The organism is Paenibacillus solani, from assembly GCF_050475945.1.
GTDB classification, from domain to species: Bacteria; Bacillota; Bacilli; order Paenibacillales; family Paenibacillaceae; genus Paenibacillus_AQ; species Paenibacillus_AQ solani_A.
The window spans coordinates 190,964-206,497 of sequence record NZ_JBCMXJ010000018.1 but is presented as its reverse complement, the minus strand read 5'-3'; the positions used below and the strand labels follow the sequence as shown (position 1 = coordinate 206,497).

At 49.1% G+C, this 15,534-nt stretch carries 12 protein-coding genes; 4 read left to right on the top strand and 8 right to left on the bottom strand.

What is annotated here, in order from left to right; all coding sequences use genetic code 11:
• The first annotated feature begins 21 nt into the window (after positions 1–21).
• Positions 22–1,521 (top strand): MDR family MFS transporter, encoded by a 1,500-nt coding sequence (locus ABEQ74_RS24450; protein ID WP_430124814.1) that lies wholly within the window; start codon positions 22–24, stop codon positions 1,519–1,521.
• Positions 1,522–1,690: 169 nt separating this feature from the next.
• On the opposite strand, the gene ABEQ74_RS24445 is transcribed toward ABEQ74_RS24450, so the two are convergent.
• The 3 genes from ABEQ74_RS24445 to ABEQ74_RS24435 all read right to left on the bottom strand — a co-directional run bounded on the left by ABEQ74_RS24445 (position 1,691) and on the right by ABEQ74_RS24435 (position 3,761).
• Entirely contained in the window at positions 1,691–2,521 is an 831-nt protein-coding gene (locus tag ABEQ74_RS24445; protein ID WP_430124813.1) for an aldo/keto reductase, read from the bottom strand.
• A 186-nt stretch (positions 2,522–2,707) separates the two neighbouring features.
• Positions 2,708–3,079, bottom strand: a complete 372-nt coding sequence (locus tag ABEQ74_RS24440; protein WP_430124811.1) for a hypothetical protein — start codon at positions 3,077–3,079, stop codon at positions 2,708–2,710.
• A gap of 97 nt (positions 3,080–3,176) precedes the next feature.
• Positions 3,177–3,761, bottom strand: coding sequence for a nitroreductase family protein (locus ABEQ74_RS24435; protein WP_430124810.1), 585 nt, complete (start codon positions 3,759–3,761; stop codon positions 3,177–3,179).
• Between the two features lie 289 nt (positions 3,762–4,050).
• Here ABEQ74_RS24435 and ABEQ74_RS24430 point away from each other — a divergent pair, with 289 nt between their 5' ends.
• The gene (locus ABEQ74_RS24430; RefSeq protein WP_430124809.1) at positions 4,051–6,051 is read left to right on the top strand and encodes a prolyl oligopeptidase family serine peptidase; all 2,001 of its coding nucleotides are present in this window, start codon (positions 4,051–4,053) and stop codon (positions 6,049–6,051) included.
• A gap of 73 nt (positions 6,052–6,124) precedes the next feature.
• On the opposite strand, the gene ABEQ74_RS24425 is transcribed toward ABEQ74_RS24430, so the two are convergent.
• The gene (locus tag ABEQ74_RS24425; protein WP_430124808.1) at positions 6,125–7,519 is read right to left on the bottom strand and encodes an MATE family efflux transporter; all 1,395 of its coding nucleotides are present in this window, start codon (positions 7,517–7,519) and stop codon (positions 6,125–6,127) included.
• Between the two features lie 157 nt (positions 7,520–7,676).
• Here ABEQ74_RS24425 and ABEQ74_RS24420 point away from each other — a divergent pair, with 157 nt between their 5' ends.
• Both ABEQ74_RS24420 and ABEQ74_RS24415 read left to right on the top strand, forming a co-directional pair.
• Positions 7,677–8,546, top strand: coding sequence for an AraC family transcriptional regulator (locus tag ABEQ74_RS24420; RefSeq protein ID WP_430124807.1), 870 nt, complete (start codon positions 7,677–7,679; stop codon positions 8,544–8,546).
• 189 nt (positions 8,547–8,735) lie between these two features.
• Positions 8,736–8,888: a hypothetical protein gene (locus ABEQ74_RS24415; protein ID WP_430124805.1), complete on the top strand. Its 153-nt coding sequence runs from the start codon at positions 8,736–8,738 to the stop codon at positions 8,886–8,888.
• 209 nt (positions 8,889–9,097) lie between these two features.
• Here ABEQ74_RS24415 and ABEQ74_RS24410 read toward each other — a convergent pair whose 3' ends face one another.
• The 4 genes from ABEQ74_RS24410 to ABEQ74_RS24395 all read right to left on the bottom strand — a co-directional run bounded on the left by ABEQ74_RS24410 (position 9,098) and on the right by ABEQ74_RS24395 (position 15,505).
• Positions 9,098–10,681, bottom strand: a complete 1,584-nt coding sequence (locus ABEQ74_RS24410; protein WP_430124804.1) for a response regulator — start codon at positions 10,679–10,681, stop codon at positions 9,098–9,100.
• Positions 10,656–12,578, bottom strand: a complete 1,923-nt coding sequence (locus ABEQ74_RS24405; protein ID WP_430124803.1) for a cache domain-containing sensor histidine kinase — start codon at positions 12,576–12,578, stop codon at positions 10,656–10,658. Before ABEQ74_RS24405 ends, ABEQ74_RS24410 begins: the two co-directional genes overlap by 26 nt.
• Before the next feature lie 236 nt (positions 12,579–12,814).
• Complete coding sequence (locus ABEQ74_RS24400) at positions 12,815–14,488, bottom strand: extracellular solute-binding protein (RefSeq protein WP_430124802.1); 1,674 nt, start codon at positions 14,486–14,488, stop codon at positions 12,815–12,817.
• Between the two features lie 135 nt (positions 14,489–14,623).
• Positions 14,624–15,505 (bottom strand): carbohydrate ABC transporter permease, encoded by an 882-nt coding sequence (locus tag ABEQ74_RS24395; RefSeq protein ID WP_430124801.1) that lies wholly within the window; start codon positions 15,503–15,505, stop codon positions 14,624–14,626.
• Positions 15,506–15,534 lie beyond the last annotated feature (29 nt).

Below are 15,534 nucleotides of genomic sequence, written 5' to 3'. Positions count from 1 at the left end.
ATGAAAAAGGAGCATCTTCACATGAATGCACAACAAAGCAATATCAAATTAGTCGTGACTGGGTTGCTGCTCGGTATTTTCATGTCCGCGATCGATAATACCATCGTAGCAACCGCATTATCGACAATTATTCGCGACCTTCAAGGCTTTGACCAGGTCGTATGGGTAACTTCCATCTATATGGTTGCCGTCATGGCGGGCACGCCGATATTCGGCAAGCTGTCTGATATGTACGGACGGAAACGGTTCTTTATCTTCGGGCTGGTCGTCTTCCTCGTCGGTTCTGCCTTGTGCGGAATGGCGGGAAGCATGACACAGCTCATTATTTTCCGTGCGATTCAGGGTATCGGCGGCGGCGCTCTAATGCCGATTGCGTTTACGATTGTATTCGACCTGTTCCCGCCGGAGAAGCGTGGTAAGATGACAGGATTGCTCGGCGCTGTCTTCGGCACTTCCAGCATCATGGGACCGCTGCTTGGCGCCTTTATTACAGACAGTATCGGCTGGGAATGGATATTCTATGTCAACGTTCCGATCGGAATCGTGTCCTTCATCCTCATCATGACGTCTTACAAGGAGTCCCGCTCCCATGTCAAACAGAAGATTGACTGGACCGGAGCAGCTACCCTCGTAGGCGCGATCATCTGCCTGATGTTCGGGCTGGAGCTTGGTGGTCAAACCTATCCATGGGATTCACCGCAAATCTTAGGTCTATTCGCTGGATTCCTAGTGTTGTTTATCGTGTTTCTCTTCGCAGAGACCCGGGCTGCTGAGCCGATCATTTCATTTCAAATGTTCCGTAAGCGGCTGTTTGCTTCGAGTAATATCGTAGCCCTGTTCTATGGCGCCACCTTTATTGTGGCTACCATCTACATTCCGATCTTCGTGAGCGGTGTGTATGGCGGTAATGCAACCAATTCGGGCCTTATTCTGATGCCGATGATGCTCGGCAGCGTAGCCGGAAGCCAAAGCGGCGGGATGCTGACAACCCGGACCTCGTTCAGAAACATTATGATTTTGTCTGTCTTTTGTTTCATCGCAGGCATATTCTGCCTGAGTACGATAAGTCCGGATACGCCGCGCTACCTGTTGACGGTGTTCATGGTTCTGACAGGCTTTGGCGTCGGGTTCTCGTTCTCCACACTCAGCATGGCCTCCATCCATAATTTTGATGCGAGACAGCGCGGTGCGGCAACATCAACGAACTCCTTCCTCCGCTCGTTCGGCATGACGGTCGGAATTACGATCTTTGGTATTATTCAGCGTAACGGCCTGAACAGTCGCCTCGCCGAAGCAGGCGGAAGTGCCCCTGAAGGTACAGAGTTTAATGCAGATGCCGTTCTATCTCCGGAAGTGATGGGACAGCTTCCTCCGGCCGTCCGTGAAAAGATCACGACCGCTTTGGCCGACTCCATCGCCGGCACGTTTATGTGGGCGCTTGTGCCTGCCGTACTTGCCTTGGTATTCGTATTCCTGATGGGCAACGAACGAATTACCGTTCCCTCTAAAGCCAAGGGATAGTTTAGCTTGTGAGTTGTTATAGAGCCCGAGTCTTCCTCGGGCTCCTGCAAAAAAAGGAAACCTTGATCCGGACGAAATCCGGGCTGGGCTGCAAGCGAATAACCATAACAAAAAAGAGCGAGCACACCTTCTAATACGGAGCGTGCTCGCTCTTTATATATGATGTTAATTAGAACAGAAACTCATCCGGATTCGATCCAAAACGCTTGTTTTGGTTCAAGCCGTCAATGACCGCCATATCTTCTGCCGAAAGCTCGAAATCGAAGATACCGGCATTTTCACGGATACGATGTTCTTTAACGGATTTCGGTATGACGATAACGCCATTCTGAATATCCCAGCGCAGAATCACTTGCGCCACCGTTTTTCCGTATTTCTCTGCAATTTCGACCAACTTCGGCTGATCAAGGTTGCCCTGCATCAATGGGCTCCATGCTTCCAGAACGATGCCATTCTCACGTGCGTAGTTTAACAGCTCCTTCTGGGAAAGAAGCGGGTGCAGCTCCACCTGGTTAACAACCGGAACAACGCCGGTATCCTCAATGATATGCTGCAGATGGCGAATTTGAAAATTGCTGACACCGATGGAACGGACAAGACCTTCCTTTTGCAGATGGATCAATGCCTTCCAGGTGTCCAGGTATTTATCTTTTCCCGGCCAGTGCACGAGATATAAATCAAGGAAATCCAGCCCCAATTTCTTGCGGCTTGTCTCAAAAGCTTGCAGCGTTTGCTCATAACCCTGATCATCGTTCCATACCTTGGTTGTGATGAACAACTCGTCACGCGACACGCCGGATTCGCGAATGGCTTGCCCTACACCCTCTTCATTGCCGTAGATGGCTGCTGTATCAATGCTGCGGTATCCTGCAGCGATGGCTGATTTTACGGATTGAATAACCTCTTCGCCTTCTTTGGTCTTCCATACGCCAAGGCCCAGCCACGGCATCGTTACGCCATTGTTCAAAGTAGGTCCATCGGTAAAAATGTGATTGGCCATTCTGAATTCCCTCCTGTATATGTAATAATGGAGCGGTTATAAAGCCGCTTTCTTCAGTATATCAAAATTTCGGTCCCCCGCTCAACGTTGCCCCTATAGCCAAATAGGCCGCACCACTTGGAGCATGACGCCTCCAGGTACAGCCTATTCTCTATGATTTCATATGGCACGATTGTGCAACGTTCACTAATCCTTGCGTCTAAAAATACCAAAGCTCAGCAAACCACAGGCTGCCAGGAACAGATAAGGTCCCGCAGCGGCACCTCTTATTGTCTGCCCAAAGAAATCAACCGTTTTGGATGATACGTACATCATCGTTAATATGATAGCCACCAATGCAAAAACATAGGCAATGACCTTGCTCATCTTCTTCTCGCGCACTACTTTAATAAATGGGTAGATGAAGCAAACGATGAAGAACACACCGCCCTGCAAAAATCCATTCTCTGCGGCCACACCGATATCCAGCCATTTGAAAAAGAAAGAGGCAATCGCTAAACAGGTTGCTATAAAAATCAGCTTGCTTCCCAGATCCCACTGCATGAAACGAAATTTCATCACTTACACTCCTCTTGCGTCAATCGCCCGGATGCTAAACCACCCTCGACAAACTTAGGGTCATTATACCGGATTTTTGCGACTGAGGGTAGTGCGATTATAGGTCAGAAGGACTGTTCAGCCATACGGTCTTGCTCGCGGCCGGTTGGCGTTTACCCTGCTTCGGCTCCATATCCGGATATCCGATATAGAGGAAGCCAAGCATTTTGTCTTGAGCCTTCAATCCAAATGCTTGATTCATTAGCTCATGGAAGCACGGCTCGCCTGTTCTCCACACAGCACCAAGTCCAAGCTCATGAATCTGCAGGAGCATATTCTGAATGGCGGCAAATACCGCCCCGTATTCTTCAAGCTCAATTACCTTCGGATCTGTAGACGGCTCAACTGCTACCCCGATAACAAGCGGTGCACGATAGGCTTTCGTACGTCCCGATTCACGTGCAGCGTTTACAGCTTCTTCGCTCTTATCCTCATTGCCGGCAGATTGAATATCGCCGAGGGCGTTACCAAGGATGTCGCGTCCTTCCCCTTGCATGACAAAAAACTTCCATGGCTCCGTAAGCTTATGGTTCGGCGCCCATGTCCCTGCTTCTAAGATTTGCTCTATCCACTCCTGCGGTACAGCATCAGGCTTGACCTTGCCAAGGCTGCGGCGCGTGCGGATCGCTTCACTTACGTTCATAACTAAATTCCTCCCGAGGTTTATATTATTGGCCTTACTGTACATTCTTCTAATTGAGAGCCTGTCTCAATTATAACAAATAGCGTATCGTATAGCTCCTAAATTGACCAGGTGAAGATTAATCTACGAATTTTAATATTACAGTTTAGTGGAAATATGCAATTCTCTCTCTATTTTACTAGGATTTAGACCGAAGCGCTGTCTTCCTTCTCCCACTTTCATATAGATTTTTATTCCAATACCTGGGATAATGAGATTTAACTCACACAGAAGATTAGGAGGAAGATACATGACCGACAAACGACTTATAACCCCTGAAGATTTATACCGGATGCACTGGGTGAATGACCCTGTCGTATCTCCAGCCAGCGGAGCGATCGCGTATGTACATAAGTCTGTCAGTGAGAAAAAGGATGGTTACCGCTCTCACATTCGCCTGCTTCCTTCAGATGGGGGCCCGGATATGTCCTTCACTTCCGGTGAAGCGGACACCGCACCAGCCTGGTCCCCTGATGGGTCAAAGCTTGCCTTCCTGCGTAAACAGGACGATAAGCCGCAGGTATGGATCATGCCTGCTACAGGTGGAGAAGCCCATTCGGTTACTGACTTGAAATATGGGGTCAGCGCCTTTAAATGGTCACCGGATAGCGCCCGACTGTTGGTTAGAAGCGAAGTTATGGGGACAGAGTCTGCGGAAAACGAAGAACAAGACAAAGACAGTAAAGATAAACTGCCTGAAGAAATGATCATTAAGCGCATTAAATATAAAGCCGATGGCGCGGGATTGTGGAATGAACGCCGACATCATCTATATCTCATAGATCCGTCCGCTACGGAATCCAAACAACTGACTGAAGGAGATTATGACGTATACTCCTTTGCCTGGTCACCGGATGGCAGCCGAATCGCGTACAGCTGCAGTCTTGCCACCGAGCAATTTCCGGACCCGGATCTTCGTTTGACCAACGATGTATTCGTAATGAACCTTTCTAACGAATCTGTAACGGAAATTACGGACGGAACCTTGTCGATCGGCTCCATTGCTTTTACTCCGGACGGACAGTATGTGCTCATGCTTGCCAGCGACCTCAGCTGCGGCTTCGCTACGCTGAGCAAGATTCATCTGATCCCGCTCACTGGCGGAGAATCGAAGGTTCTGTATAAGGATATGGACGTTCAGCTGGGGCATACCGCGGTCAGCGATATGCGTTCCGGGGCAGGAACGCCACCTCTGTTCAGCAAGGACGGCCAATCGGTATACCTGCAGCTTAGCCAGGATGGCGGCGTCCATATTGGACGGTTTGCCTTGGATGGTTCAAACTTCGAGCTGGTGGTCTCAGGTGAACGTGAAGTGTATCAATTTGCGCTGACGCCGGAAGAGAATATAGTGTTTGCCGCTGCCGACCTGCTGCAGCCCGGCGATCTGTTCAGCTTCACTGCAATCAGTCTTGAGGAACGCCGCCTGACGAACTGTAATGAGGAGCTGTGGAGCGAGCTCACGCTGAGCACGCCGGAAACCTTTACGTTCCGTACGTCGGACGGCTGGCCGATCCAAGGCTGGATCATGAAGCCTGCCGGCTTCACAGAAGGAGCCAAGGTTCCGGCTGTGCTTGAAATTCACGGTGGTCCGCAAGCTATGTACGGACACACGTTCATGCACGAATTTCAACTGCTGGCAGCGGCCGGCTATGCCGTCTTCTACACCAATCCTCGGGGCGGCCACGGGTATGGGCAAGTTCATGTCAACACCGTCAGAGGGGATTACGGCGGGCGGGATTACCAGGATCTGATGGAAGCCGTGGATTATGTTTTGAACACCTACACTTATATCGATGCCTCCCGTCTTGGCGTCACCGGCGGCAGTTACGGCGGCTTCATGACCAACTGGATCGTCGGTCATACCGACCGGTTCCAGGCAGCAGTCACCCAGCGCTCGATATGTAACTGGATCTCCTTCTACGGTGTCAGTGATATCGGCTATTCCTTCACACAGGATCAAATCTGGGGCAATCCTTGGGACGATCTTGAGAAGCTGTGGAAGCACTCCCCACTCGCTTACGTAAAGGACATCAACACGCCACTGCTCATCCTTCACGGCGAGCAGGACCTCCGCTGCCCGATCGAGCAGGGAGAACAGCTGTTTATCGCATTGAAGCGGCTGGGACGGGCAACCGAGCTCATCCGTTTCCCTGGTGCGGATCACAACTTATCCCGAAGCGGTCATCCGCATCTGCGGGTGAAGCGCTTGAATCATATTGTCCGCTGGTTCGTAGAACATATCGATAGATAAACCAAACACAAACAACCATCCCCATGAGACAAACACATGACGGGATGGTTGTTTTGTTTCGTTCAACTGGCAATCACGCCTGCGTTGGCACTGCTTCCAACGGCGTTATTGGATGACTCACCGAAGGCTCGGGCTGCTCCGCCTTGCGCAGATACTTCTGCCCACGCCAGCGGTAGAAAGACAGCACACCCCGCAAATATTCGTCGGCAATCATACAGGAGTAGATTCCGATGAGCCCCCATCCCATGTGGATGCCCAGCACGTAAGAGAGCACCGTAGCGACAAGCCACATCGAACCGAGTGAAATATACATCGTGAATCTGGTATCTCCAATGGCATTGAGCGAGTTGCCGAGCGCCATATTCAGCATTTTGCCAGGCTGGAGAATCAAATTCATGCCCAGCAGCGATGCACCGATCGCAATGATCGTCTTATCCTCCGTGAACAGTCCCAGCAGTTGTTTGCCAAAGACAAACAGAAGGAAGGCATTGACGATAACGTAAATGGCTCCGATCCCGAGCGCGCGATAGGCGCTCCGATAAGCTTCCTTGATCTTCCCGGCGCCGAACAGATGCGCAATCTGGATCTGGGCAGCCATCGCAATCGACGAGCCCAGCAGAAAACAGAACGATTCCAATGTATTCAGATACGTCCGGGCGGCCAGCTCCGCAGCCCCAAGCGTTGCAATGAAAGAATATATAATCAGCTGCGTAAAGACCCAGCAAGACATATTAATGCCTAGCGGCCATCCGATCTTCAGAATTTCACCGAACAGCGGGCGGTTAAATACACGGAATTCCTTCCACTTGATCCGATACTCGAATGAACGAAGAAATATATACAACAGCAAGAATACGGCAAGCAGTCTGCTGACGACCGTCGAAATCGCGACGCCGGTAAGTCCCCACTGTGGAAAGCCAAAAGCGCCGAATATAAACCCGTAGTTCATAACCACATGGATGATATTCATGCCAATGGCCACATACATCGGAGCCCGCGTGTTCCCCGTGTTACGGATAACAGTGCTCATCGTTGCCATCATCGCAATCAGCACCATCCCCCCACCCACGATGGAAATGTATGTCCCTGCGAGCGGCAGCAGACGGTCAGGCAGCTGCAGTACCGAAGCAATGGTTTCCGGCATCGCAAACAATATTACACTGCACACCAAACCGATAATCGTCGTGACACTCAGCGCCATAATGCCGATCGTTCGGGCATCTCCTCTTTTATGCGAGCCAATCTTCTGGGCAATGAGAATACCGGCGCCACTGGCAACCGTCATAAACAATGTGGTCATAGCTTGAAACAACTGATTCGAGAAGCCTACCACCGCAACCGCATCATCCGATATCCTGCTCACCATCAATGTATCCACTGCTCCCAGCAAAAACTGCAGGAACAGCTCAATAAATATAGGCCATGCAAGGACCCATAGTGTAAACTTATTCGCACTCTTATGCAACATTCCAACCTCCGCCCATGATGTAAGGATCAAACCCAATTGCTATAAAAAATGGTGTTTAACCTCCTCAAATTATAGATGGTATACTGGAGGTATAATATCATTATCCGAACGAAAACTATCAAATTTCCAACCTCGAACATCACGAAAGGGCTTTCTTATGACGATCTTGTATTTTACTGTACCGCCGCTGCTGGAGTACATCAACAGCGGTCTAACCCGCGCCCCGGTGAATGGGCGTCATCCCAACCGTAAAAACATCGGCATCTTCGACCTGCTTGTTGTCATCAAAGGACAGCTCAATGTCACGGAGAATGGCAATCCTTACGAGATCAAGCCTGGTATGTTCCTGATCCTGCGTCCCGATACACATCATTTCGGCACAACAGGCTGTACCGAAGAAACCGATTATTACTGGCTTCATTTTCAGACGTCGGGTACTTGGCATGCCGATGAAGCTGTTCATGCGCCGAGAAGAGACGAGGTTACCGAGCTGAAGGCGATGACACCGAATTATTTTTCCATAAATATTCCTCAGTTTGGAAGCCTCCCTCAGCCCGAGAAAGCCGTCGAATTTCTGGCGACCCTGTCATCACTGGTTCAATATGGTCATCAGGCCAAATTTTTATGGCGCCAGCAGGTGGTGTTTCAAGAGCTTATTGAGCAGCTGGCAGCCGCACTGGATGTTCCGGTATCCTCCCCCTCTTCTGCCTGCGCCGAGCGTGCTGCCGCATACTTACGCAAGCATTACCAAGAGGAATTCAGAGTACAGGAACTGGGTGACCGCATTAACTTTCATCCTGTATATATCGCACGCTGCATGCAGAAGGAATTCGGATGTTCGCCCGTTGAATATCTGCAGCATTACCGGATCGAGCAAGCTAAAATGCTTCTGATGCAAACAGACTTCAATATCAGCCGGATTGCTGAAGAAGTCGGTTTTAACCATGCGGCGTACTTCACTTCTTGTTTCACGAAACAGGAAGGCATATCGCCTCGTAAATACAGACAGCGTTTCTTCATGAATTAATTCTTTAATATGTAAAAAAATCTGAGAAAGCGGCTTGCAACCTGGGCGGGAACTCTTTATAATAAGAACCAGCTACATGATAATGATTATCATTACCGGACAAGTGAGAATCCATTGAGAATATAAACGCCCGATGTTCACACTTGCTCTGCTTGGAGAGTTTATATATAAAGGAGAGCCGATTGACTTATGAAGACGACTTCCCGCCGTTGTTCTCTGCAAATGGACGATTATCTGGACCTGCTGAATCTTGCGATCCAGCTTGGAGATGTGAAATGGCAGAAAGAAATCACCCGCAAAATGGAAATGGCGCTATCCACCCTGGAAGCAGCCACTCAATAATCTTTTATAAACAAGGATTGCATAATCCTCTAATAGAAAGGACGCCGTGCCACACTGTCACCCGCTCGGGTAATGTATGGATTATAGGCGTCCTTTGTCTTTCGCTTTTGGTTTATCCAAAACGACCACCACCGCGACTTCTCATCATTTGCAATCCCGCCGCATCAATCAGGAGATGCGGCGGGATGATGGGTAAGCATCAATTGAGCTTATTCTTGCCGGAGTCCCGCATCGGTTTGCACCTTGATCCGGTATTCATGCGGTGAGACTCCTTCCAACTCTTTAAATACACGGGAGAATTGCTTGGTATTCTCGAAACCGACGGCATTGCCAATGTCGGCTAGTTTCATCGTGTCATCTCGCAGCAGCTCCTTGGCTTTTGAAATCCGCAGCTTCTTAAGATACACCACAAAATTTTCACCGGTATACGCCTTAAACGCTTCACTAAAATATGAATAGTTCAAAGACACATGATTGCTGACCATCGCCATATTAAGCGGCCGATGGTAGTTCTCCTCCATATACATCAACGCTGCTTTCATCTCAGAATGCTCGCTGTGGGCCGAACGGATTCCTTTAATATATTCATTCACATGCAGCAGCAGATGCTCCAGATTTCTGAAATATGTGTGAAAATGACGATAATTGTCCATCGTCCCTACCTTCCGATACAGCTTCAATACTTCTACCATAGACTCCCCGTAAACACGGAACACTTCATCCAGCACCCGCTCATTGATCTGCTTACTGACATGCTCCAAATAATCCAAGGCTACATCCGGCATATCCTCGATATGAAAAATATCAAGAAGGAGCTCCTTGATCTCCCGTTCCCGTTCCGTACCAAGCATGTTGCCGAGTTTACGAATAGCTTCATCCGGTATCGGATATGTATGCAATTTCCCTTGGATATCGCCATGACTCATCAGCTTGACGTTCGGATGTATAAACGTATAATTCAAGGCGCTTAGCGCCTGATTATAGCAGGGTCTAATATCCTCAACCGAGAAGCCCTCGCGGCTAATCCCCATGAACAGCCCATCCATTTCCCGTTCGGTAAACTGCTGCGCAAGCTCCTCGAACTGTCCGTCCGGACTGCCGATGAGCACCAGCTTTCCTGCGCTGTCCGGGAAGCAAGCATGGATTCGCCCTTCCATGGACATGATTATATTCTCGGTCAATTGCTTGAGCTCATCTTTATTCATGGCATTGCCGTTCTCATACTTGTATCTCATCACTGCCACCTTGAACGGCTTCACAAACGAGTCAAATCCAATCTCCTTCGCAAGTATGGCCATGTCTTCGCTTGGAGCTGGCGGCTGTTTCAGCAGCTCCCTCAATCGATGGGTCTGCAGCTGCTGGAGATGCAGCTCACTGGCTTTAATCCGGTTATGCAGATCCGCTTGCCAGTTCAACGTTTCTTCTGTTTTTCGGAGCGCAGCGAACAGTTCTTCACGGCGGATCGGTTTAAGGAGGTACTCCTTCACCTGGTAGCGGATCGCGGCCTTCGCGTATTCAAAATCATCATATCCGCTTAGAATCAGAATGACAGGCTTAACCTGCAATGGTTCTTCCCAATCAGCAATTGCCCCAATCAGCTGGATACCATCCATTACCGGCATCCTGATGTCTGTAATGATGATATCCGCCGGTTGCTGACGAAGATGATCCAGCGCCTCCTGACCCTGGGCAGCCAGGTGGATTTCGTATTGATGGGGGAATTCCCGTTCAATCATTGCTTTCAGCCCGACCCGGATATTCTTCTCATCATCCACGATTATCAGATTTCTCATGTCCGCTGCCTCCTCCTGTTAACAGAACCTTAGGGAATGTCATGGTCACCTGCGTGTATTTCCCTTGTTCGCTCTTCACTTCAATTCCGTAATCATTCCCATAGAACAACCGGATTCGCTGGTGCACATTCCGCAGTCCGATGCCTCCCGCCTGTACTCCACCGCGTCCGTAGTCTCCCGTGGGGAGCTCTTCATGATCGGTCGTCCGCAAAATCTCGGTCAGCCTGCCAAGCCGGTAGGGCTCAATACCGATACCATTGTCCGTGATGTGAATCGTGATCTGGTCCTTCTCCCAAGCGATGACATCGATCTTGATCTGCTTCTCTTGATCATGTGCTTCGGGCCAGGCGTGCTTGACGGCATTCTCCACGATCGGCTGGAGCGACATCTTCAATAGCTCAAGCTCCATGAACTCAGACGGAATATTAAGTCTCAGCTGGATCGGTTCATCAAAACGGATATTCATAACATCGATATAGTTCTGGATATGACGAACCTCATCCCTTAACTTGACGTATTCACCCGACCATTTGAAATTGTAGCGCATCATTCCGCCTAACGAGGTTAAGGCGTCCGAGATGGTGCGCTGTCCCTCGATTTCGGCGAGCATCTTAATATTCTCCAGTGTGTTGTAGAGAAAATGAGAGTCGATCTGATTATGCAGGGTACGCAGCTCGGCTTCCTTCGTTACCGCCTGCTTTCGTACTCCTTGGGCAATCAGTTCATTAATGGTACGAAGCAATTTATTAAAATGATGTGCCAATTCTCCAACCTCGCCGCCACCCTGAATGGCAATGCCTGCGGTTACTTCTCCCTTGCGAACTCTTTTCATAGCCTCGGTCAATCGGCGAAGACTCTTCAGGATTATGGAATTCATATAGTAGGTAATGATCGATAACAAAATAATCAGTCCGATGTTCACTGCTATAATCTGTCCCTGGGCCTTGGATACGTTATTTAATGCTCCTTCCAGAGAAACGACATTGAGCAAATGGGCATCCAGCCGCTTCATTGGCGTCGCAATCAGCAAATACGATGAATCGTTATAACTAAACTGGGCATGAACCGTGTCTTCGGTATCGCTGGTACGCTGCTTCAGTTTTGCGAATTGAGCCTTTACCTCATTAGGCAGCCCTTCTTGACTGCTCATGAACAACTGGTTCTTGTCCATAAACAGCTGCCCTTCCCCATCAGCTATAACCATCTGTGAGCTATCATCCAGAATACCGGCAAAGGTCTTCGGCGCAAAATACTTCAGCAACATATCGACCTGGACCAGCTTACTATAGCTTCCCTCAGGAACTTGTCGGATGAGTGATACTTTGGGCAGCTCTTCGGACGCATCTGCCGCATAGCGCTGCAAAATGTCCGGATCACGGTGATGAAATACCCACAATTCCCCGCCGTTTATCTCCTTCGTCTTCGGGTACCACGGCTCGCTCAGGACCCGTTTTTCCTGAAAAATGATAGGCCACATTTCTAAAATGTTCGGATTGTTTGTAAAGATACGAAGATGTGTAATATTGGGGTTGTTGATCTGGATACGCTGTAAGTCCTTAATCGGACCCCACACCAGATCATATAGCCAGGCAGGATCAGGCTCCTCATGGACCCGCAAATAATCCTTAATCCCCTCATCCGAGATCGCCAGCTGCGCAGCCATTTCAATCGCTTCGATCTGGTTCAGCATGTTCATTTTCTCAATTTCCAGCAGGAACGAATTCTGATTCAGAGCATCGCTGATGTAGGTATCCCGAATCTGTTTAAAAAAGTAATTGGACACGATGATGCTCGGTATGAGCAAAATCAAGATATAAGCCGCTACCAAGCGGCTCTGCATCGATCTGCGGCCAACCCAATAGGTAAACGATTGAATAAGTGCTGCCATTCGTTTCATCCTGTCCGTCACATCCCGTGTTCTATAAAATGAGTCGTAGCCGGGTCCAGAGCATGTTGCAACATATGGAAATTTTGGAAGACATGCAGCAGCAGATCGGCTACCCTCCTATATTAGCTCGTGATGCGACAAAAGGCACCCTATTTCGACAAAATCGAATCTAGGGTACCTTCATCTTCATTTAGTTGTGCATCCGCCTGATCTACGTATGCTTGCTTACTTGTTTCCTTGCTTATTTACTTCAGAAATTCCTCAAGCTTCTTCACATTCTCCTCGTATTCTTTCTGTCTGTATTCCTGAACTTTCGCGAATCCGAGCGATTCACGCTTTGCTTGGTAATCGTTCCAGATTTGATCAAACTCGGCATCCGACTTGGCAAAGATCAGCTTCGGCAGGATTTTCCCCCACTCGTTCATAACCTTGTCATTAATGATGCCTTCCTCAGAATTTGCATCCGGATCCAATTGGTCAAATTGCGAGAAGCTTTTGGCCTTGCCGCGCGTCCAATCTTCCAATTGCTTGAACGGCTCAACGGCTGCAGGCTTCCAAGCCTGGGTTACATTCTCATCCATCATCATCCAGAAGGTATGGGAAGCACCATACTTCTTATCGAATGCCCCGCGGTCACTATTCAGCAGCTCCGCAACTTCTGGAAGGAACTGGTCCTTGCCATCAATCGTATCCCAAGTCACACCTTTCTCTCCCAAGAAGGTATCCCGCTGCCCTTCTTCAGAAATCAGATAATCCAGGAAACGGATCGCGCGTGCTTTGTCTTTCACGTTCTTCGATATGAGTGTAACTGTCCAGCCGGAGATGGATGGACCCGACAGTGTCGGCTGATCCAGCTTGGAGTTAGCCATTCCATCCACCGCGATATAAACGGAGTTTGGATCGTTTGCATACAGTGCGTTCTGCTGATTAGCCATATCGCTGCGTTGATACAGCATCGCGAAATAACGGCCCTGGGCAATTTTCTCTTCCATCTGCGGACGTTTATCCACAAAAACATCCTTGGACATCAAGCCCTTTTCATTTGCCATGCGCAGTGTCTTGAGCCATCTCACATATTCGGGATCCGTGCCGCGGTCGTACAGCTTCCCGTCTTTATCCTGCGGAATAGCCAGGAAGTTCTGCAGATAACCTTCGAGAGAGCTGTTGCCCTTCTCATGGAAATCATGCAGTCCAAACGGAATAAGGGGCTGACCGTTTACATCCGGGAACATTTTCTTGGCATCCTCAAGCGCCTTCAGGAACCCTTCCGGTGTGCGCATGTCCGGGCTTCCCAACGCCTCATACATATCTTTGCGCACAAGGAAGGTTTGGTTGGAAGTCAGTTCATCGCCAAACTTCTCATAGTCCTTGGGTGAAGACGAAGCATTCGGATAACCGTAGATGTTGCCGTCATCCTTGGTATACCATGACACCTTTGCAGGGTCGGTTACTTTATAGAAATAAGGATCATACTGATCAGCCAATTCGTTCAGCGGCAGTACCAGATCGCCCTCGATCATTTTTTTGACAGCGTCTTCATACCAGCCCAGCGTAATAAAATCAGGCAGCGTACCGGAAGCGATCATCGTATTCATCTTCTCGACTTCGTTCCCTGCCGGTACAATGAAGTTAACGTTAACTCCTGTTTTCTTCGTTACGTATTGGGAGGTAATGTCCTCGCCCCATTTGTTCGGGAACCAGGCAAAGTTGATATACCAGTCAAACGTAATCGGGGAGGTATCAATCTCCCATCCCGGCTGGTCCTGAGTCAATTTCACTTCTTCTTCTGCCGGTTTTTGATCCTCTTTTTCTGACGCGCCTTTATCACTTCCACTTCCCGACGAGCACGCTGTTGTAAAGGCCATGACCAGTGCAAACATCAACAACAGAAAGCTCTTTGGCTTAAGCATCTTGCTCATGTGTTTACCCCTCTTCTTATTTAAAAATAGATGATATATAGAACTCCTGCCAGATGCAGCAAGAGAAGCTACCATACGATTGCCCCGTGGTTCCCCTAGGAGTGAGGCATATTATCCGGATATTTAACAAATGATTTAGCCCTTGATGGAACCAATCATCATTCCTTTTACGAAATATCGCTGCAGGAACGGATAGACGAATACGATAGGTGCCGTTGTCACAACCATGGTCGCCATTTTGATCGACTGAGAGGTAACCGACTTGGACACTCCGCCCGGAACCTGGGCCATCATCTGGTTCGAGCTGGACTGGGCAACAACCTTATACAGATATGTCTGAATCGGCTGCAAATCCGCGTTATTAATGTAGAGGACACCGGTGAAATAGTCATTCCACTGGAACACCCCATGAAACAGCGCGATCGTTGCGATAACCGGCATGGACACAGGGAGCACGACTCGTAAGAAAATCGACCAGTCATTAGCCCCGTCGATCTTCGCCGCCTCCTCCAGACCGTCGGGTATCTCGCGGAAGAACGTCATGAAGATGATCAGGTCAAAGAAACTAAACATAAACGGAATAATGTACACCAGGAAGCTGTCGAGCATATGCAAGTCCTTGATTAGCAAATAAAAAGGAATCAATCCGCCACCGAAAAACATCGTTACGGTTCCGAGCAGAATATAGAACTTCCCACCGATCAGGCCCTTTCGGGAAAAAGCATATGCTACCATCGCCGTGAAGAGGACGTGAATAAATACGCCGACCACGGTTTTGGCTACGGTGATGCCCATTGCCGTCATGATGCCGGAGCTCTGGAACACCGCGCTGAAGTTCTCGAAGCTGAGCATCCGCGGCCACCAGTAGATTCCACCGCGCATGGCGTCCTGCCCGTCATTAAAGGCATTCACCAGCACGTACCAGATCGGGTAGATTGTCAGGAAGCATACGATCAGCATGCCGAAATTATTGAATATATCGAACAAGGCTTCGCCTTTGGTTCTTCGTTTAAACATGATTGTTCTTCTCCCTTCTGGCTGGTCTC

Bases quoted from the DNA above. Each gene is read 5' to 3' on its own strand.
- ABEQ74_RS24450 (WP_430124814.1), top strand. From the start codon at position 22: ATGAATGCACAACAAAGCAATATCAAATTAGTCGTGACTGGGTTGCTG.
- ABEQ74_RS24445 (WP_430124813.1), bottom strand. From the start codon at position 2,521: ATGGCCAATCACATTTTTACCGATGGACCTACTTTGAACAATGGCGTA.
- ABEQ74_RS24440 (WP_430124811.1), bottom strand. From the start codon at position 3,079: ATGAAATTTCGTTTCATGCAGTGGGATCTGGGAAGCAAGCTGATTTTT.
- ABEQ74_RS24435 (WP_430124810.1), bottom strand. From the start codon at position 3,761: ATGAACGTAAGTGAAGCGATCCGCACGCGCCGCAGCCTTGGCAAGGTC.
- ABEQ74_RS24430 (WP_430124809.1), top strand. From the start codon at position 4,051: ATGACCGACAAACGACTTATAACCCCTGAAGATTTATACCGGATGCAC.
- ABEQ74_RS24425 (WP_430124808.1), bottom strand. From the start codon at position 7,519: ATGTTGCATAAGAGTGCGAATAAGTTTACACTATGGGTCCTTGCATGG.
- ABEQ74_RS24420 (WP_430124807.1), top strand. From the start codon at position 7,677: ATGACGATCTTGTATTTTACTGTACCGCCGCTGCTGGAGTACATCAAC.
- ABEQ74_RS24415 (WP_430124805.1), top strand. From the start codon at position 8,736: ATGAAGACGACTTCCCGCCGTTGTTCTCTGCAAATGGACGATTATCTG.
- ABEQ74_RS24410 (WP_430124804.1), bottom strand. From the start codon at position 10,681: ATGAGAAATCTGATAATCGTGGATGATGAGAAGAATATCCGGGTCGGG.
- ABEQ74_RS24405 (WP_430124803.1), bottom strand. From the start codon at position 12,578: ATGAAACGAATGGCAGCACTTATTCAATCGTTTACCTATTGGGTTGGC.
- ABEQ74_RS24400 (WP_430124802.1), bottom strand. From the start codon at position 14,488: ATGAGCAAGATGCTTAAGCCAAAGAGCTTTCTGTTGTTGATGTTTGCA.
- ABEQ74_RS24395 (WP_430124801.1), bottom strand. From the start codon at position 15,505: ATGTTTAAACGAAGAACCAAAGGCGAAGCCTTGTTCGATATATTCAAT.